This is a genomic window from Rouxiella silvae (assembly GCF_002093625.1).
GTDB lineage: Bacteria > Pseudomonadota > Gammaproteobacteria > Enterobacterales > Enterobacteriaceae > Rouxiella > Rouxiella silvae.
Map to the genome: position 1 here is coordinate 1 of NZ_MRWD01000067.1, position 19333 is coordinate 19333.

Sequence of the window (19333 nt, forward strand, 5' to 3'; positions counted from 1 at the left end):
CTACAATACATAGATACCTATTTTAGCGTCAGTAAGTAGGGTTAATCTTGAAGTGAGCTATGATAAACTCGGTTTAGCCAAGCTAAGATGTAGTGTAGTTTTTATACAATATGTAGGTTTTATACATACAGAAGGGATTTGAAATATGCCATCGAGAACAACTTACTTCAATGAAGAAAATTGGGACAAAATCCAAACAATATTAAATGCAAATAGTAATGAGGGCAGTGAAGGAGAAAAGAATTTTTCTCGGTTAGTGAATGAGCTGTTGCGCCTTGGGATTTTTTTATACGAAGCTCAAGGTAAAGATGAAACCTTCAGTCTAGAGGCTTTTCGACGTGAAGTATTGCGTCGTTCTGTAATGGCTAGCGAGGCGCAAGTAATGATTTTCAATATGTTGACTGCAATGTATTTCAAATTAACTAATCCAGGAGATAGCGAGGCGGCTATTGAGGCTACGCTATCTGACTTCCTAAGTTCGACTAATGCCGAGGCAGATAAAGTTGTGGCTGCGTTCTTTGATGTAAAGGATACTGTGGCAGATTAAAGAGTTGTATTCAGAGGTTAGATATTACTTTTTCATATATTAAAGAGTGGCTGTATTCCTAACTAATGAGATTTAAGAATATGGTAACGACTTCTATGAAGGATTTTGGGGAAAAGGTGAAATAACAGCTAATTGTGCTCTTTCGATCTTGAGGTTCTGTCTTTTTCAGTGAGGGGCGGTTTTACCCGCCCTCAATCTTATTCTTTTTCCTGGTAACTACTGGTAATAGAATCAATGTATTCAACCATGCTTTCTTTAGACATTCTGACGTATCGTTCAGAAAGAATTGTGAAGAACCTGAGTATCCGGATCTTCTCTTCTATTTCATGATTGTACTGAAAACCTTCAAATGACTTCATTAATCTATCGTTAATTTCAGCATTGATACTTCTATCAAAAAACTTGGCACTAGATTTAATGTCTGCAATCAACCCCTTTTTTAATCGCAGTAACGTAGACGTTGTTGGTCCGGCTTGTTGTTCCTGAGAAATATCTAAATTATCAGTCTGGAATCTAGCTTCCAGGTTAGCAGGCGTTTCACCAACATACGTTTTAACCCTCCCTTTGGAATATTCATTAAATTTCTCTAAAGTATCTTCTACAGTTAACAATTCCTCTTTTGAAAATTCCCTTCCAAAACCCAGGCTGTAATAAGTTTCGAGTCTTGTCATTATTTCTTCGTTAATGCTTAAGCCCGATTTGCTTATTGAAGAAGCTATTTTTCCTGAAATTATTTCAGGAACTCGATATCTCAGTGGATGCAGCTCTCCTTCGTTGTAGATCCTAGGTCTTCCTTTGTTCCTCTTCGGCTTTTGGATTGTCATGATTTACCTAGCTTTTTGTCTGTTGTCAGAGGCCTAAATTCTTATTATATGCAGCGTGATATGGCAAATATCCTACTGATTTTAAAAGGTAATTATATAGCTAACGTTTTCACTAAACAATTCTAGCCCCGCTGGTAGTAGGAATTTTCTGTTTTGAAAGAAAAAGTGTGATCTGTATCACATTTTTATTAATGGGACCACGGTACTATTTAATCCGCGTAAGGGTTTCTTTACCTGTCCTTACCGAAAACATACTTAGACTGACAATTGAATAACATTTAAGGATTACAACATGGTTTCTAAAATCTCTTCGCGTAAAGAAGTGGCGGTAGCGTGGGCGCAAAAAAAGGTTCTAAACGTTAAAAACTTTTTCGTGAAAAATCGCCAATCTATTATGACTGTTGGTTTAGCTGCGGGTGTAGTAATTGCTCCTCAGATTGCAGCTGCTGCTGGGACTGACTTATTGACTGGCCAGTCTGATACTGTAAACGGCACCTTTGGTGAAGGCTCAAGCATAGAGAAATACTTCTATGTTGCGGAAGTAATCATGTCATTGATTGCTTACTTTAAAGCACGTTCACCAGTTGTATTTATGGGTCTGTTACTTGTTATTGTCTTTACGCGTATCGGTTTCAGCATCATCGGGTCATAAAAAATGTCTGGGGAATTGGATAAATTCAAATTCCCAGAAACCATAAATGAGCAGACACGCATAATCGGATTACCCGTCGATGAAATGTTCCTCATAACAACCCCTATTCTTGCAGGGATTGGAATGAACATGGGCGGTCAAATGTGTATTGTGGCGTGTCTGCTTTGGTTACTGGTGAGATATCTTAAAAGGGGGAAAGGCACTTACTATATGGTTGATATGTTGTACTGGTATTTGCCTTCCTTTATTTTCCGCATCTTCTATAGGGTCATTCCCGACTCTGGCAATCGCCACTGGATTCGATAATGAAATTTACTGTCAAAAATTCACAGGACAGAATGATTTCAATCGCATTTCTGTCTTTATTAGTTCTTCTTTGTCTCAGTGTTCTAACTAATTGCATTCTAGGCGGCTTCGTTTGGCGGGTGTCCAGTACCCAAAAAACAATTACAACGCCTATGATGTTTGATCAACCATTCGTGTCAAATAGCGTCTCAACTGATCAGAATGCTAACGCTATGTTCGTAAGGTCTTTTGTAAACCTTCGTCTTAATGTAACTCCTGAAACTATAGACCAACAACAACGTCTTATTTTGTTGTATACGTTGCCGGACTTTAGGTCTTCACTAAAGAAGGCTCTAGATGTTGAGGCCCGTTATATAAAGGATAATGGTGTTTCCAGCGTATTTATTATTAACGACATTTCTGTGAATCCACAAACAGGAGAGTCCATTGTTCATGGCGTCCAACGTGCTTCCACATCGAATGGTAAATTAGTTCTTAAAGATACACCGAAGACTTACATTTTGAAAATTCAATATGAAAATGGCCTTGTTAAATTGCTTGAGTTTAGCGAGGTGAATAATGAAAAGAATAACGGCTAGTAGGAGCTCATGATGAAGCAAATAAGTAAATTAGCCTTGCTAGGTATCATGATCAGTTCGTCCACTTTGGCATATGGCGCTTATGTGCCAGGGCCAGAAGATATTGTGTTCGGTAATGATGCAAAAGTAACGGCATCTTTGAGTAACGTCAGTCCGAACAAAATTATCATCCCTGGTGAAAACATCACTGAAGTGGATGGGCCGAACGGGGCATTTGACGATTCTAAATCTGCTGACGGTGGTGTGATGATTTCACCTACTGTCGACCAAACTTTTACGATTTATATCCAAACTGACAAGGGCTCAGCACTGTCAATTGATGTTCATCCGCGCAATATGTCAGGTAAAACACTGAGGTTTATTCCGAGTGACCCGCCTGTAACTCAAAAAGAGACAGGCAATCACTGGGAAGAAGGACAGTCTTACGAGAAGACACTCATTGATGTATCTCGATCAGTATTGAACGGTATTTTACCGCAGGATTACACTGAGTATCCTGTAAGTCGAGCTCTTCCATATATGCCAAGGGTGTCTGTCACCCTGACCCCACAAAAGCAATTTGTTGGACCTCATCTTAGGGTAGTTCGCTATTTGATTAAAAATGACTCGTACCTTACCGCGAACCTTTCCGAAAAGATGTTTTGGCAACAAGGGGTACGCGCAATTATGCTTTCAACAAATACCCTTTACTCTGGTGGTGAAGGTTATCTTTACGTGATCTTCAGTTATGAAAGTGGGGTAACTGATGGCAACTAACCTAAATGTCTCGACCAAAAGAAAGCAACTGTCAGTGCTTATTGGCGTCATCATCGTAAGTGGATTGGCAGTGGCTGGGTTTGGCTACTACAACCATGATAAAGGTCATAAAGTAGCTTCTCCACCGAAGCATGATAGTTCGCAAGATATGACGGGTGTTGTTACAAACACTTTTAATCAGCAGATGGAAAGTTCTGCACTTACGCAGCAGCAGCAAGTTACAGCTGCTATACAGTCCCAACTCGATAAACTTACAGTGGCAATGAGTAAAGACCAAGAGAGTAAAGACAAAACAATTGCTTTACTTACTCAGCAAATCCAAGACTTGAAAAAGTCGGGTGGCCCCCAAACTGATCCCCAAGTTGGTTCACAGCCTATGAACCTTGGGCAGGGTAAGCAAGAGCAATGGAAAGTCAATGTTGGGTCTCCTACCTTATCTCAAGGAACTGGAAATATCCCATTGCCCGCGAACCAAGGATACAACCCAAATCAAGGTGCAGGTTTTTATCCTGGGGCTGGACCGGCAACACAACGGCAAACTGTGCCATTGATTGGTGGAATAAAAAAGAGCAGTTTCACCTGGGGGAACATGAAGAAAGATAATCTTCCCTGGATACCTTCTGGGTCATTCATCCAAGCAATCATGATAGAGGGCGCCGACGCTAACGCGAGTGTTACCGGCCAACAATCAACAACACCTGTTGTCTTTACTCTTCAGGGTAATGTCTCTATGCCAAATGGCCAGATTTACAACCTAGATCAATGTCGAGTTACTGGGGAAATTTGGGGTGATATTTCTAGCGAGAGAGGGGAAGTAAGAACCAAAAATCTTTCCTGTATTCTAAAAGACAAGAAAATTGTTGATATGCCGTTTGAAGGCCATGTCTCTTACGAAGGTAAAGAAGGCGTAAGAGGAAAGCCGGTTATGCGAAACGGAAAAATCATTGGCTACGCAGGCGCAGCTGGTTTCTTATCTGGAATAGGTTCAGGAATACAGAGTGCAGGAACAACAACTGTTGGACTAGGTGCTTCCGCACAAGCAAGCCCAGGTGACATTCTTAAGCAAGGTTTTGGGGGCGGAGCTTCAAAGGCTGCCGACACGATGTCCCAATATTGGATTAAACGTGCCGAGCAGTATCACCCCGTTATCGATATCGGGGCTGGTAATGCTGTGACTGTTGTTTTCCAGCAAGGTTTTCAGCTTTCTACCATCGAAGACAGCGCAGCTCACAAAGTTCAGAATCAGGTACAAAAAGCATCAGATAGTATTGACGATGACTCTTCCAGCAACAATCAATCTGCTTCAAATCATGTAGGTTCCAATATAGACCCTGATGAAATATTGAAGCAAGCCAAGTCGCTTCGACTCGGGGATACAATACCGCAATAATTATGAAAAATTGGTATCTGGTTTACTGTAATTATAATCAGGAAGATAGAGCGATAATTAATTTAGAGAGGCAAGGGGTTCAAGTATTTTGTCCGATGCTTTCGCAAGATAACCATTCGCCTCATAAAAAAGGGGGCTATATGTTTCCCCGATATTTATTTTGCCTATTTAATCCTGAAGTGACCTCTAAAACCACAATTAACTCGACGAGAGGAGTTAGTCAACTAATTAAGTTCGGTGGCAGACAGGAGATAATCCCCAATATAGTGATTGAGAGTCTGATGTTTTATATCGAGAGGAGTCCTGAAGCAGAATTTAAGGGGGGGGAGTCGCCAAATCTAAAAAAATTATCAGAGGATTTATCTGCAATTATTAAAGGGATTCTATCAGAATGTGAATCTGATAAAAGAGTTTTATTGTTCTTTTCCCTCTACAGTTTGATCGTAAGAGATATAGCAAAGGAAATTGTGAAAATTCCTGTTAAAAAATAAACTTTATCCAAGGTGTTACTATGAAAAAAACTTCATTCACTCTCGTTCTCTGTTCTCTATTAACCGGTTGTGCAGGAATGAATTCAGATTTTGATTGTAATAAAACAGCAATCGATAAATGCCTTACGATGGGGCAAGCACAAGGACTAGCGGCAACAGGCAAATCAATCGATGATGTCGACACAGCGGCGGACACTGCAAAAAAGCCTGTAACTAGTACAGTAACGAGCCCTCCGCCGTTTCTGCATAACACGCCCGTACCGGTGAAGCCATATGTGCCTGTAGGGTCCTCACCGGTAATTTCTAAAGGATTCTTGGCTAGCACATCAACCACTGGAGTCAGCACATCTCCAGTTTCACAGTACATTAAAGTCAGTAATCCTAATTCACCAGGAAGTGTATCGGCGAATAGAACTGGAGACATTGTTCAGCGTTTATGGGTTAGTCCGTGGGTTGATAAAGATGATAATTTTCATCAACCAAGTGTTGTCGAATTCGTCAAAAATAAATCGCACTGGGACCAGAGCTACAATTCAATAACTAGTGAGAACTAATATGCCTAAATCCTTACTTGATACTATTACGAGAATGATAAGCGGGTCTAAATATAAAGAGGATGCGGATGCTGCAAGAAAATCTCTGCAACAATTTGACTACCCGTCCTTAACCGCATTACTCCCTTACCGTGTTTATGATGATGTAACCGACTTATATATCAACAAAGATACGGCAGGGTTTATCTTTGAAATTGCGCCGCTTTCTGGGGCTAATGAAGATATTATTGCGGCAATAGATGATGTTTTTAGAAGAAGACTGCCTCGGAAAACGCCAGTAGCAATATATCTGATCGCAAGTAAGTGTGTATCAGAAGTTGTGAGCGCCGGTGTCAGTGAGGATATGTGGCAGGGAATCCACAAAGACCGCTTGAACGCGATTACCAAGGCATTTTTCGAAAGGGCTGCATTAAAGGGCTTTCATAATAAAAAAGAAATGCCCCTCTATTTGAGAAACTATCGTGTATTTGCAGTTGTTGGTAAAAAGACAAAAATTAATGCTAAAACAATGTCAGAACTGTCTATGCTACGAGAAACGTTGAGAGTTTCCTTCCAAGCCTCAAAGCTTCACACACACAATCTACCTGTAGGTGAGTTTCTTTCAGTGATGAGAGAGTTACACAATTATCGACCTGGACAAACAGCAAAAAGTTCCAACGATTATGATGACCATGAAGAACTCCATCGTCAAATTATCGATGCCTCAAATGAGCTTGAGGTGTTCCCTGATTATCTTCGTCTTACAACCCGTCGACATCATGACGATAAGGATATAAATGCTGATAACAGCGGAGTAGTTTCCACTCGAATTGTTAATCTACAAATTTCGAAAAATCCACGCCAATTTGCTCTTTGGCAAACCCCGGATAATTTGCACAATATCCGTTTTACGTCCATGGGAATTCCGTGTCCTTTCATGATCACATGGGGGATAGAAGTTGATGACCAAATGTCTTCACAAAGCGAATCTTTCCGAAAGGAGCAGGACTTGGCCAAGAAAGCCAATTCTGCCTATGCCAAATTCATTCCTTCCACGGGAAAAGCTTATGAGGAATGGAAGAGTCTGAGGCAAGAACTCGGGTCTAACTCAACTTCGATGTGCCGGTATTTTTGGAACATGACACTGTTTACGCCAGACAACGATTTGGACCAGTTGAAGTGTACATTAGAAGCACAAAATGTTCTCAGGAAGAACGACTTGCCAGTCGACTCTCCACGTTTTCAGCAAATGCGAAACTTTATGGCCACTTTCCCATTTGTGTTACAGGAAGGATTGTGGGAAGACTTGAAAATGAGTGGTGTGACCAAACGTGCCACTGTTTACAATGCAATTAATCTCATGCCCGTTGTAGCGGAAAGCGGACTGTCCGGCCAGGGTAGCCCACTTCCTTCTTATCGTAATCAAATAAACTTCTTCGACCTGTTTTCAGAAAATAACGGTAGTACGAATTTCAACATGGCTGTCACCGGTACATCTGGAGCGGGTAAGTCATTTTTAATTCAAGAAATACTGCGACAGGTACTCAACTCGGGTGGGTTTGCCACTGTTATCGACATGGGGCGAAGCTATGAGAACTTCTGTAAACAGGCAGGCGGTGTTTACCTAGATGGAGCAACGCTGAGATTTAACCCCTTTGGAGATGTAACAGATATCAATGAATCTGCCGAGGGGATCACGATGTTAATGACCGTCTTGGCTAGCCCAGATGATGAAATGGATGAGGTAAGTGAAGCCATTCTGATGAAAGGTGTTATTGCAGCCTGGGATAAAGGCAAAAATAAAGCCAAGATTGATTATATCGTCGATTATATGAAGGATGAGTCTGGGAAAGCTCACAACAAAGACAAAGATACTATTCGTAACCGCCTAGATGAGCTGATTGTGCGACTCGACAGATATTGCACACATGGTCCAGATGGAGAGTATTTTAACGCGGAACATCCTACCTTGAATGCCGACACCAGATTTGCAGTTCTGGAACTCCTTAATCTCGAGTCTAAACCTAAGCTTCTTAGTGCGATCCTTTTTTCCATCATTCTGGCAGTGCAGGAAAAAATGTATAAATCACCGAGGAATCTTAAAAAACTATGCGTCATTGATGAAGCATGGCGATTACTGAATGGCTCGAACGTACACGCAGCAAAATTTATCGAAAAGGGTTATAGGACTGTTCGCCGCCATAGAGGGTCGTTTATCACGATCACACAGGGAATCAGGGATTTTACCGGCGTCGATGGGGCTCCGCCGCCTGCTGAAGCAGCAGCTGCCTGGAACAATAGCGGTACTAAAGTGACCCTGATGCAGGAAGCAAAGGCATTTAATGACTTCTTAAAAGAAAAACCTGATTTTTATAACGAAGTGGAAAAAACTGTAATAAAAGGCTTTCAACCTTCACTTGAGACAGGCTTCAGCTCCTTACTCATTTCTGCCGGAGAACGTAGTAGCTTCCATCGATTGTTTGTTGACCCAATTACCCGCGCAATGTTCAGTTCAAAGGGCGAGCATTTTGAATTTATGAGCCAGGCTCAAGTAGCAGGTGCAACTTCTGAAGAAGCAGCAATGTTATTAGCCGAGAGAATTTATACTGATGAGCTTAAGGAGCTGGAAGAATGGGCGAAACTAAATTAAAGAACAATTTGTGGCGTCAATTTGTCTTACCTAACTGGCCTCTAATAATATCGACGTTAATTATTTTTTCATTAATTACAATGTTCGTGTCTATTGCAGTCGTTAAATCAATGACCCCTGAAATAGTAAAGTTTGATATGAAAGGGACTGTTAACTCTTTTATGTCCCAAACAGCAGGGATTAAAACAACGCTCAGTAAAGAGCAAATGGACCAGATGGTTAGTAGATTTAATCAGGCAATGCAAGGAAGCATTGATGATTACGCAAATGCTAATAACGTCATTGTAGTTGTTAGTCCAGCGATCGTTGGTGGCGCACGAGACATCACAGATGAGATACGAAATAGCATTGCTACGAAAATGAAAAAGGTGGATGAGTGAGAAAGATTATTATTGCATTCCTCTTACTGTGTGTTAGCGCAAGTGTGTTTTCTAAAGACTATGGGACTATAGGACAGCTTTTTCCCATTCAAGAACCTGACCTTCTTACATTTATTAAGTCACGGCTAAATCAAATGCAGAAAGACGGGGAGTTAAATGGGATAAGAAAAAAAGCAATCGAGAATGTCGAGAAACATGCAGTTAGGCCAGAGGCAGTACCTGGATTATCACCCGCGACTGCTGATAAATCTTGGCTTTATGACCCGACTTTTATCGTCAATCAAGACATACAAGATATGAGCGGTAATTATATCGCGAGAAAAGGAGATAAAGTAAATCCTCTAGATAAAATACCATTTAACGAAACTTTATTCTTTATTGATGGGGATAATATATCTCAAGTTAAATGGCTTGAGGCGCAGTTGAAAAATATTGTTAACTTCAAGGTTATTTTAGTTAATGGGAATGTTAGAACTGTAAGCGACCAAATAAATGAGAGGGTTTATTTCGACCAAGCAGGGGTGTTGACAACAAAATTTGGATTTCAGCATACCCCTGTAATGGTTTCCAAGGAAGGCGATAAATTGAGAGTGACGGAAAAACACATTTAATTTCTTAAGAGTAAAATATGAAAAAAACTCCTCTATTAATACTCCTTGTTTCAGCATTGATGTTTTTATCGCTTAATTCAAAAGCTGATACCGGAACCGGTGAAGGGAGATGGGTAAATCCTATTACCGATGTATGTTGGCAATGCATGTTCCCGATGACAATTGGCAGTATCCCAGTATCTGCCGGTACTCTTCCCGATACGACAAATCCTGCGAGCCCAATACAAATATGTCCTGAAGGAATATTTTATAGGTTGGGCTTGGCGATTGGTTTTTGGGAACCCTTTGCGATGACAGACGTTACTCGTGAGCCAGGCAACATGGTTAATATGGGTGGCCTTAAAATCAATTTAGGACGCGTCGGTTCAGGGACTGGAGGACAAAGCGATTCACCAGAGCCTGGGGCGTTCTATCATGTTCATTGGTATAAATACCCGCTTATAGCCTGGCTGAATATTATTACTAGCGTTGCTTGTGAACAGACTGGCGATATGGATATAGGATACATGTCCGAAATCGACCCTTTGTGGAATGACAGTTCATTGTCGATGATTATCAATCCAGAAGTATCACTCTTTTCAAACCTCGTCGCACAGTCAGCTTGTGCCGCTGATGCCATTTCAAGTTCAATAGCGCATTACCCACTTGCTCCATTATTCTGGTGCGCCGGAGCGCAAGGTTCGATGTACCCGTTCACGGGTTACGTAAGTAATGAGTTCTCGCCCTTAGAAGTCTCGGTACTGCTCAGTGAAAGGATGGCATTCAAACTGCACAGGGAGGGATTAGTTTGGGACTCTGTAGGTGCCGATGTGGCTGTTTGTTTTGAATATCCGTCACCGATAATCCCCAAAGACAGGTATCGCTACCAAATGGTGAATATGATCCCAGATATCGCGCAATGCCATCCGTTTGGCGAGACAACGCAGGTGTGGGGAACTGTCCATACAAGCCCGACATCAAAGAAAAATTTTGGATATCTTATCTGGCGTAAAAGAAACTGTGTCTTCCTGTAGGAATTAAATATGAAATTAAAAATTATTACTTCTATTCTTCTGCTTTCATTTAGCACTGTATCCTTTGCTGATATTTCAAAAAGTGATTATAACTTTATGAAAAAAGAACAGGACGATCTGAATGAATTTAAATCCTCATTGTCAGACAAAACATTCTCGCTACCTACTAGTCAGCGAGAACAAGTAAACGGACTAATTAATCAGATTCAGGAGCGGCAAAATAAATCACAAGCTAATACAGAAGAAAAAAAACCAACAAATTTGTACTTTGTTAGCTTTTCAATCCCGGATGATGGGATATTAATAATGCTAAAAGACGCAAATCACTATCATTTAGCTCCAACTATCCGAGGGCTTATTGATAACGACTTTAGAAAAACGGCTGTTAAGATGTTTGACCTATCCAAGGAAGATAAGACAATTGGTGTCCAAATAGACCCAACCCTTTTTCTGAAATATGATATTAAAGCTGTACCTGTATTAGTCATTAGTTGCGGTTCTCATTACGACAAAATATACGGAAGCCTTCCAATTAAAGATGCTCTTACGCGTATCGCTAAAGATGGTGATTGTAAGGATGAAGCCAGTAAGTTACTAAGGGGCGATGGGCAATGAATAAAAGGCTGGTGTTATTAGCTTTGCTTCCTTTTTTCTCTCATGCAGATGATCTCAATAGTTCATATAGCGCGGGTTCTAATTATGCTTTAGGTGTCGCGACTCAAGGGTCGTCCTCACTTTCAGATAAAGACCCATCAACAATGATTAACGGATATTCCTCTAGTCCTAGTCAAGAAAGCTATTACGGAGGCGTTACTGGTTCGGACGGAAATTTATCATCAGCTGGGAGCGCTGAGAGTACAAAAAACAGCACTGTGCAAACTATTAACTCAGCTCAAGCTTCTAATCCAGCCACAGCCATTGACCCATCATCAACGTTTATCACAGCAGGAAAAGGTTTTGAAACTAATGCAAGTACGATAACCGATGGTACTAATACAATGTGCTCATCGACTAGTGTGACTAAAAGTACCTTTCAAAATTACAGCTGCGATCGGGATTTAAATGATGTAAAAGTCTGCTCCAGAACAGCAACTGTTACGGGGCATTATGTAGATAACTCAGTGACGAGTTATGTAAATATCGATTCTAATAGCCTTAGCTTTGATCAAAAAACAGGTGTTGCAACTTATACAGCAATCCCTGAAGGAACAATAATCTCCGCAACACTTACATATCAATTTGATAGTCATTTAGCGTTTGGTTCGTCAGGATGGTATTTAAATGTTGATGTGCTCGGACAAAAAATGAATATGTATGAAGACTACGGTACTTATACATATATACCCAACTGGAATATGACAGCAGGGCAGCCAATTACCTTCACATTGGGGAATAAGCAAGGCTCCTCTATTGCAGGTTCAATTTGGCAAGCTGGCAAGCGAAATAACATGTATCACTTTACTCTTGCCTTAGTAGTAAAAAAAGGACAACAACAGTATGTGACTGACACGAGTTGGAGTGAATCTTGTGATTTCGACAAGTCTACCGCAACCGCCGAAGTTTCCTCGACCTGCGTTTCTCCTGGCGGTGATAGAACGGTAGTGGTAGATGGGCAAACCTACACGCAATACAGTGACTGTTGGCAATATCAAGATGAATATGTAGTGCCTGCGAACTCAACAGGCAACTGTGACTCCCTTATCGCGAATAAAAACTGCACGGTAGCAACTAGGAGCTGTACTTCTTCAGAAAACGGCACCTGCCTTCACGAGCAAGATGTTTACCAGTGCGAGACTGATTATCAATCGTCAGGTGTTCTATGTGGCGGGACGTTTTATTGCCAGTCTGGCGATTGTGGTGAAACACAGACATCAGGCGACAATGGTTTTAGTGCCGCTGTGTCAAAACTCGCCGCAGTTTCATCAGCCGGTAGTGATATCGCATCGGATTCAGTCGACGTTAAAGCATTCACGGGGAGTGCAGTTTCATGTCGAAAAGCAATGGCTGGTTTTTCAAACTGCTGTCTCGATAAAGGGTGGGGTAACAGCATAGGACTCTCCCATTGCAATGATGAAGAAAAAGCGCTGGGGACGGCGAAGAGTAAAAAACTCGTAATAGACGTTGGTGAAACCTGTTCCAAAAAGGTGTTGGGAGTTTGCCTCCAGAAAAAAGAAGTTTACTGCCAGTTTGAGGGGAAGTTGGCGCGCATCGTGCAGCAGCAGGGGCGTCAGGGGCAGTTAGGTATTAGCTTTGGTAGTGCTGATTCTCCAAATTGTCGCGGCATTACCGTCGAGGAGCTGCAAAGTATTAATTTCGACAAAATTGACTTCTCAGACTTTTATAGTGATTTGGAAAGTAATGAAAATCTTCCCGATGATAGTTCTATGGTCAATTCGGTAAAAAGCAAAATAGCGTCTCAGGTCAATCAAATGGAAGGTAAGTAATATGAGGTTGATTCTAATTATATTTATGGTGATTTACTCAAATTGTGTATTAGCCGACGACGGTGTAGATAACACCTCACCTTTCACCGGTTGGCATTGGTATAACGAGCCGATACCAAGGAAGGATATTGAACCCAAGCAAAAGAAAAATACAATTCCTGATTTGAGTAAAATGACACCCGTTGAACAGAGTAAAGTATTGCAGCAATACACTAAAGAGGCTTTGGCTAAAGCTATCTTATATCCAAGTAGCGAAAATACGACTGTATTCTTAAAATGGCAGAAATTCTGGACTGACCATGCTTCTTATTTTAGCCAATCATTCGCTGTTGCGGAACTTGACCACCCTGAGCTTGATTACAACCTTGTTCGGTCGCATTACAACGGCACATCACCAATACAGCAAGCGCAACAAAAAACAGAGGAAGATAAAGCCATACAAAAACTTGCTTCTCAATACGGTCTGTTCCTCTTCTATCGAGGCAGCAACCCTATAGATGCACAAATGGCAGGTGTAGTTGCGGCCTTTGCGAGGTCCAAGAATATCCCGCTTATACCGGTTAGTGTTGACGGTCAGGTTGTTCCAGCAGTACCTGAAACGCGACCAGATGACGGGCAGAGTGAAGCAATGAATATTAAATATTTCCCTGCGTTAATGTTAGTTGACCCTAAAGCCAAAACTTATCGCCCATTAGCGTATGGGTTTATGACACAAGACGATCTGGCGACACGATTTATGTATGTAGCTACTGGTTTTAAACCTAATTTCTAATTGGTGATAACATGAAAGTCCAATATAAAAAATTAACAACATTACTGTTAACTTCGTTATTTCTATTACAAACTCCTTTGGCTCAAGCTAACTCGGTTGTTCAGCAAATTACCAATATCGAAGAAATGAAGAAAAATAAAATAGACAATGGTGATTCATTATTAGACTCAATGGGAAAAGAAAACGTCCCAATGGAGAAGCCCCATTCGTACGTTAGATTATCTGATGGTAGTGAGGCCGATCTTAGTAATTATGCAGTCGTCGTCTTTATGCAGGCTCATTGTCCATATAGTGCCAAATTTGACCCAAAGATAAAATCTCTATCCCAGCAGATGGGATTTAGCGTGTTTGCTTACACGCTTGATGGTGGGGGAGACAAATCATTTCCATATCCGATGGTTCCACGACGCATTAACGATAAGGAACCACTGGCCGACGAGATTCTGACGTTCTTTGGTACGGGTATGCCAATCGCTACACCAACCAGCTTTGTTGTGAATGTGAATACGAACAAAGCCTATCCGCTTTATCAGGGGGATACAGACGATACCGAAATTATGTCGCGAATGAACGAAATCATCCTCGCCGATGAAGGGCACATTGACGCTGCCCAATTAGGCCCAGTACCAACCGGCTCATCCACATCGGCTCAATAAGGCAAGCATTATGAAAATGAAGCAACTTACCCTTTGCATTATTACAGCATGCTGCATCAGTGCGCCTGCACTTGCGGATGTCAGCGGAGACCTGAACGGATACTTCAATGGGCTCGGGTATTCGGGCAACGTGTCGAAAGCGCAGTCTTGGAAAGGGCAGTCTGCAAATTACATGACAGGTGGGTCTGTTTATCTCAGAAATCCTGTCAAAAATATACAGCTGATCTCTATGCAGGTTCCTTCCGTGAACTCTGGATGTGGAGGCATTGATGCGTATCTCGGTGCATTCTCCTTCATCAGCGGTGCCCAGATACAAGCGTTTGCAAAGCAGATCATGTCGAACGCGGGAGGTTATGCTTTTGACCTCGCTTTGCAAACGATGGTGCCGGAGCTCAAGCAGGCAAAAGATTACCTTGAAAAGATGGCCAGCGACGTCAACTCCATGAATATGAGTTCGTGTCAGGCGGCACAGGGAATAATTGGCGGGCTTTGGCCAGTATCGCAGGTTTCACAAACCAAAATATGCCAGGACATTAGCGGACAGGATAATATTTTCTCGGACTGGGCTTCTTCGAGGCAAGGTTGTACGGTCGGAGGAGACCAGGATAGTGTTAATGGCCGCGCTGATGCGACCCAAAAAGACCTCGTGTTGAAGAATAAAAACCTGATTTGGGATGCACTCGGTGTAAACCATGTCTTTGACGATAATCAGCAACTTAAGCAATTTGTCATGAGTATCGTTGGCTCTATCATTTTCAACAACAGTGGGCAGGTGACGATATTACAACCCCTAGTAGCTGATCGTGGAGTGGTTAACACGCTGATGGAAGGGGGAGATGCCAAAGTTTATTTATGTGATACAACGGATGTTTGCCTAAAGCCTTCAGTAGGCACCATTACGATTAGTGAGAGTAACTCCTTAGTTACGATGGTAAGAAATTATATTACAAGTCTTCAAAATAGTGTGATGACAGATACACCATTAACCGATACCCAAAAAGGTTTTATTAACTCAACCTCTGTACCTGTCCTTAAATACATAATCAATTCAAGCTCGCTCGGTATTGATGCAACCTATCTGAGCATGGTGTCTGACTATATTGCGCAGGATTTAATGATTCAATATTTGCAGGAGCTTGTGACCCAGGCTAACGCATCGCTGAGCGCTAAGAACTTCCCTGAACAAGCGGCCAAAGAATTGAAAGCTAATATAAGTTCGGCGCAGACGTTATTAGTTGATATGAAATTGCAGTCGTCAGCAAGCCAAACAGCTTTAGACAGTATTAATCGTAACATGCAATATCTACAGCAGCAGGTCTCGACGCAGCTTACTTCTTCATATCAATCTAATTATAACTGGGGTAATTGATATGCAAACAGTTTATACCACCTTTGGTGGAGATATGTATCAATCTGCATTTAATGCAGTTGTTACTATCGTTGGAGATAGCGGGTTCCATACTCTGATTAGGATGTGTGGTGTGTTTTCCGTCCTCTCTGCGGTACTTGGGTACTTTAAAGAAAGACATCCCTTGGTTTACATAAAGTGGCTGGCAATTTATGTCATTGTGATGTTTCTTATTTTGGCACCAAAAACAAACGTACAGATTGTAGATATATCTAATCCCGCAGGTATTTACGAGGTTGATAACTTCCCTTCTGGATTGGCATTCATAGCAGGGGTGTCGACCGGTAGTGGTTATGGTGTCGCACAGTTATTCGATATGGCCTTTCAGTCAGCGGATGCTTTGAGCTATTCAAAAACTGGTATGCTGTTTGGTGCTAATATTATCGCATCGGGTTCCGACCTGACATCAAGCGTACCCCACCTTTCCGAGAATCTTCAGTCTTATTCAGAGAACTGCGTCAGCGGCGACATTATGATTAATCATAAATATACTATGAACGCTGTTATGAATAGTTCTGACCCTTGGTCCATAGTATCGTCTAATCCGAGTCCGGTCCGTGGTTTTTATTATGTCGATGATTCAAGTCAAACATTTATGACCTGCGCCGAGGCTGTGGCAAAAATTAATAGTGCAATGAATACCGGCCTTTCGGTCGGAGGTGTTGATTTCTCGTCATTTGCGCACAAGTTTTATGGAAATCGAATCGATGCATCTTCCCTGATGTCAGATGCAGTCGATAGTAGTAATCAATTTTTCTATTCCGAAGGCTTAAATGCCACACAGTTTTTAAAAGGTAATATTACCGCATCTGCATTGAGGTCTGGCATACAGAAATATTCAGCTAGTTCTGGTGATACTGCAAATATACTTAATATGACGTCAGAAAATGCCATGATGAAACAACGAATCGGATGGGCAGCGGAGCATGGCCTGGCGACAAGAATGTTGCCTTTTTTTCAGTCTATAATGGTGTTGATGCTTATCTGTGTTTTTCCTCTCATTATTGCCTTAGCCCTTATTAACCACTCTGCATTTGGTATGAATACAATTGCGACGTATGCATCCGGATTTCTATATTTTCAGATATGGCCTCCCATGTTTACGATATTGAATTTCGCTTCAAATTATTATTTGAAGTCTAAGTTAGGCGATGTTCCCTTGGTTTTATCAAATGCTGACCAAGTTAGATTACAGTATGCTGATGTTTCTAATATTGCAGGCTACCTCTGCATGTCGATACCCGTGCTAAGTTTTTATATCACTAAGGGAGCAGCACATGCTGCGTCTCAAGCCGTGGGCAGCGCAATGGGTGGTGTTGCAATGACCGCAGGCGGTGCGGCATCAAGTGCAGCCGATGGGAATTGGTCATTCAATAACATGTCGATGAATAATGTTAACTCCAATAAATATGACGATAATTTATCCCATCGTAGTGGAATGGCAACGTATCAGGCAGATAACGGAGCCAGCTTGACACATACTGCCGATGGCCACACCGTGTTCGATACGAGTGGGGCAATATCCAATTTGCCAGTAAGTATGAAGTTTAGCCAGATGATGTCTTCAGGTTTCACCAATCAAGCGAGAAGCGCAGAAGCAAATGCACAGTCTCATCTACATGGCTTTAATGACGCGATTAATTCTAGCTTCAACCAGCTCGCACAATTGAGTCATCAGTCAGGCAATAGCGATACACTTTCCCACGGAACGGATAGCAGTACATCAACAAGTCAAACAACTGGCGTTAGTATGATGATGTCCGCAGCAGAAGATTATGCAAAAGCAAATCATGTATCGGTTCAAGACGCTTATCAAAGCCTAAGCAGCAACAGCTTGACGGAAACGGGTTCAATTGGAGGTTCTGTCGGTATAGACTCTAAGAGAGAAGTCCTTGGGGGCATTGCAAGTCTGGCAACTGGGATCAGTGGTGAAGCACATATTCGGGGTGAGGTGGCCGGTAGCCATAATACGACGGGCAGCACGACTGCTCAAAATTCGGAAAACAGCGATTCCTCTCATTCGCAAAATGCAAGATATGCGCAGGACTTCAAAAAAGGTATGGATTTGGTTCAGCAGCAGCGTGAGAACTCAGGCGCTAACCATTCAGATAATGCCTCAAATAGCCAAATGAGCCAATTTGCAGCTACCCTTGGTAAAGCACAAAGCGAATACAACCAATACACCCAAAGCCAAACAGCAAGCCAGGAATACAGTAAAATGGCTAACTACGCAGAAACACAAAGCTCAAGCATTGATGCAAATTACAACCAAGAGTTTGCCGACTGGGCGCAAGAGAAATATGGAGCAAATGCATCGCGTATTTTAACCAATGCCCCAGAAGCCCAAAAGGCAGCCGTTCAGTTCGCCAATGAGAGATTGGCTCCTGAAATTCAGAACAACTTCAGATCAAATGAGAGTCGAGCATTAGGCGGTGCAGGAAAAGCTTCTGTCGGAGGTCTCGGGTCTTCTGTTGAGGGAAGCTTCAACGCAGGCGTAAAAAAAATGGAGCAAGCAATGCCTGGGATGAAAATCGAAAACGATATCTCAAGCAAGGTTTCAGCACAAAACTCTACTACCGCAGGAAATATCAGCTCAGGTTCTGGTTCGATTAATGAACAAAAGAATAATATATCTTCAGGAAATGATAAGGTTGTAGATAACTATGATACTACCCAGGCTAAGGTAAATTACGATATCAATCATAAAAAAAATGATAAGAATCCAATTGACCCCAAAATTCAGGACAGCCTTCATAAGTTAAGGGAGAAGATAAAATGAGAAAATTATTCGGATTGGTCGGTTTTGTTCCAACTATATTTCTTGTCTATAGAACATTTGATTTTCTAAATTCAAATCAGCTTATGTCTTATAGTGTATCCGCTGTGCTGTATTTATTTAGTTTGCTCTGTTTATTTATTTCCATCTCCCTCGGGGCTTTTCTGACAATATCAGGTTCGTCATCTAAGAAGGGTTCTTTACTATTCTCAACCTTTTCTCTTATGGTCAGTTTCTTCATAGGCGTATATGTATTGATGCTTAATGGTGATGTTGATACTGGTAGTATTGTCATACCTTCTTTGCTGTGTATATTATTACCCGCAATTTCAATTGTTTTGATAAAAATACTTATTGGTAAGGACAGCGGAGGTGTGAAACCTTCTTTTAATAAGATTAATTATCTGGAGAGTTCAGGAAGAGAGTTCAAACAGTCGCCTTCACATAACCCCGCTACAGGTTTACCAATGGTTAATTCATCTATTGATGTGTCTGGGAGCCCTTTCGGAATAAATAATCATAAGATTTAAAAATCTCTTCAATAAT

General features: G+C 41.6%; 20 protein-coding genes. 19 read left to right on the top strand and 1 reads right to left on the bottom strand.

Annotated features, from left to right (window positions below; genetic code table 11):
• Positions 1-145: 145 nt before the first annotated feature.
• The gene (locus BS639_RS21110; protein ID WP_084984251.1) at positions 146-547 is read left to right on the top strand and encodes a relaxosome protein TraM; all 402 of its coding nucleotides are present in this window, start codon (positions 146-148) and stop codon (positions 545-547) included.
• A 197-nt stretch (positions 548-744) separates the two neighbouring features.
• Here BS639_RS21110 and BS639_RS21115 read toward each other — a convergent pair whose 3' ends face one another.
• Entirely contained in the window at positions 745-1371 is a 627-nt protein-coding gene (locus tag BS639_RS21115) for a hypothetical protein (protein WP_084984252.1), read from the bottom strand.
• A gap of 292 nt (positions 1372-1663) precedes the next feature.
• Here BS639_RS21115 and BS639_RS21120 point away from each other — a divergent pair, with 292 nt between their 5' ends.
• Genes BS639_RS21120 through BS639_RS24805 form a run of 18 tightly spaced genes read left to right on the top strand, consistent with a single transcriptional unit; the run spans position 1664 to position 19317 of the window.
• Entirely contained in the window at positions 1664-2023 is a 360-nt protein-coding gene (locus tag BS639_RS21120; RefSeq protein WP_084984253.1) for a type IV conjugative transfer system pilin TraA, read from the top strand.
• A gap of 3 nt (positions 2024-2026) precedes the next feature.
• On the top strand, positions 2027-2329 hold the full coding sequence (traL, locus tag BS639_RS21125) for a type IV conjugative transfer system protein TraL (protein ID WP_084984254.1): 303 nt from the start codon (positions 2027-2029) through the stop codon (positions 2327-2329).
• Positions 2329-2907: a TraE/TraK family type IV conjugative transfer system protein gene (locus BS639_RS21130; protein ID WP_084984255.1), complete on the top strand. Its 579-nt coding sequence runs from the start codon at positions 2329-2331 to the stop codon at positions 2905-2907. Before traL ends, BS639_RS21130 begins: the two co-directional genes overlap by 1 nt.
• Before the next feature lie 9 nt (positions 2908-2916).
• Entirely contained in the window at positions 2917-3663 is a 747-nt protein-coding gene (gene traK, locus BS639_RS21135) for a type-F conjugative transfer system secretin TraK (protein WP_233427739.1), read from the top strand.
• Complete coding sequence (gene traB / locus BS639_RS21140) at positions 3653-5053, top strand: F-type conjugal transfer pilus assembly protein TraB (protein ID WP_084984257.1); 1401 nt, start codon at positions 3653-3655, stop codon at positions 5051-5053. The genes traK and traB overlap by 11 nt, the downstream gene beginning before the upstream one ends.
• A 2-nt stretch (positions 5054-5055) precedes the next feature.
• Positions 5056-5544: a transcription termination/antitermination NusG family protein gene (locus BS639_RS21145; RefSeq protein WP_084984258.1), complete on the top strand. Its 489-nt coding sequence runs from the start codon at positions 5056-5058 to the stop codon at positions 5542-5544.
• Between the two features lie 20 nt (positions 5545-5564).
• Positions 5565-6098 carry a type IV conjugative transfer system lipoprotein TraV gene (traV, locus tag BS639_RS21150; protein WP_084984259.1) on the top strand — a complete coding sequence of 178 codons (534 nt, stop codon included), beginning with the start codon at positions 5565-5567 and terminating at the stop codon, positions 6096-6098.
• 1 nt (position 6099) lies between these two features.
• Positions 6100-8727, top strand: coding sequence for a type IV secretion system protein TraC (gene traC, locus BS639_RS21155; RefSeq protein WP_084984260.1), 2628 nt, complete (start codon positions 6100-6102; stop codon positions 8725-8727).
• On the top strand, positions 8709-9107 hold the full coding sequence (gene trbI, locus BS639_RS21160) for a type-F conjugative transfer system protein TrbI (RefSeq protein WP_084984261.1): 399 nt from the start codon (positions 8709-8711) through the stop codon (positions 9105-9107). The genes traC and trbI overlap by 19 nt, the downstream gene beginning before the upstream one ends.
• The gene (gene traW, locus BS639_RS21165) at positions 9104-9718 is read left to right on the top strand and encodes a type-F conjugative transfer system protein TraW (RefSeq protein WP_084984262.1); all 615 of its coding nucleotides are present in this window, start codon (positions 9104-9106) and stop codon (positions 9716-9718) included. The genes trbI and traW overlap by 4 nt, the downstream gene beginning before the upstream one ends.
• 17 nt (positions 9719-9735) lie before the next feature.
• Complete coding sequence (gene traU / locus BS639_RS21170) at positions 9736-10731, top strand: conjugal transfer pilus assembly protein TraU (RefSeq protein WP_084984263.1); 996 nt, start codon at positions 9736-9738, stop codon at positions 10729-10731.
• A gap of 9 nt (positions 10732-10740) precedes the next feature.
• Positions 10741-11346 carry a type-F conjugative transfer system pilin assembly protein TrbC gene (trbC, locus tag BS639_RS21175; protein WP_084984264.1) on the top strand — a complete coding sequence of 202 codons (606 nt, stop codon included), beginning with the start codon at positions 10741-10743 and terminating at the stop codon, positions 11344-11346.
• Complete coding sequence (gene traN / locus BS639_RS21180) at positions 11343-13175, top strand: type-F conjugative transfer system mating-pair stabilization protein TraN (RefSeq protein ID WP_084984265.1); 1833 nt, start codon at positions 11343-11345, stop codon at positions 13173-13175. The genes trbC and traN overlap by 4 nt, the downstream gene beginning before the upstream one ends.
• A gap of 1 nt (position 13176) precedes the next feature.
• Positions 13177-13947 (top strand): type-F conjugative transfer system pilin assembly protein TraF, encoded by a 771-nt coding sequence (gene traF, locus BS639_RS21185; RefSeq protein WP_084984266.1) that lies wholly within the window; start codon positions 13177-13179, stop codon positions 13945-13947.
• Positions 13948-13958: 11 nt separating this feature from the next.
• Entirely contained in the window at positions 13959-14603 is a 645-nt protein-coding gene (gene trbB, locus BS639_RS21190) for an F-type conjugal transfer protein TrbB (protein ID WP_084984267.1), read from the top strand.
• Between the two features lie 10 nt (positions 14604-14613).
• Positions 14614-15972 (top strand): conjugal transfer pilus assembly protein TraH, encoded by a 1359-nt coding sequence (traH, locus tag BS639_RS21195; RefSeq protein WP_084984268.1) that lies wholly within the window; start codon positions 14614-14616, stop codon positions 15970-15972.
• Position 15973: 1 nt separating this feature from the next.
• The gene (gene traG, locus BS639_RS21200) at positions 15974-18790 is read left to right on the top strand and encodes a conjugal transfer mating-pair stabilization protein TraG (protein ID WP_084984269.1); all 2817 of its coding nucleotides are present in this window, start codon (positions 15974-15976) and stop codon (positions 18788-18790) included.
• On the top strand, positions 18787-19317 hold the full coding sequence (locus tag BS639_RS24805) for a hypothetical protein (RefSeq protein WP_139804167.1): 531 nt from the start codon (positions 18787-18789) through the stop codon (positions 19315-19317). The genes traG and BS639_RS24805 overlap by 4 nt, the downstream gene beginning before the upstream one ends.
• Positions 19318-19333: the final 16 nt, after the last annotated feature.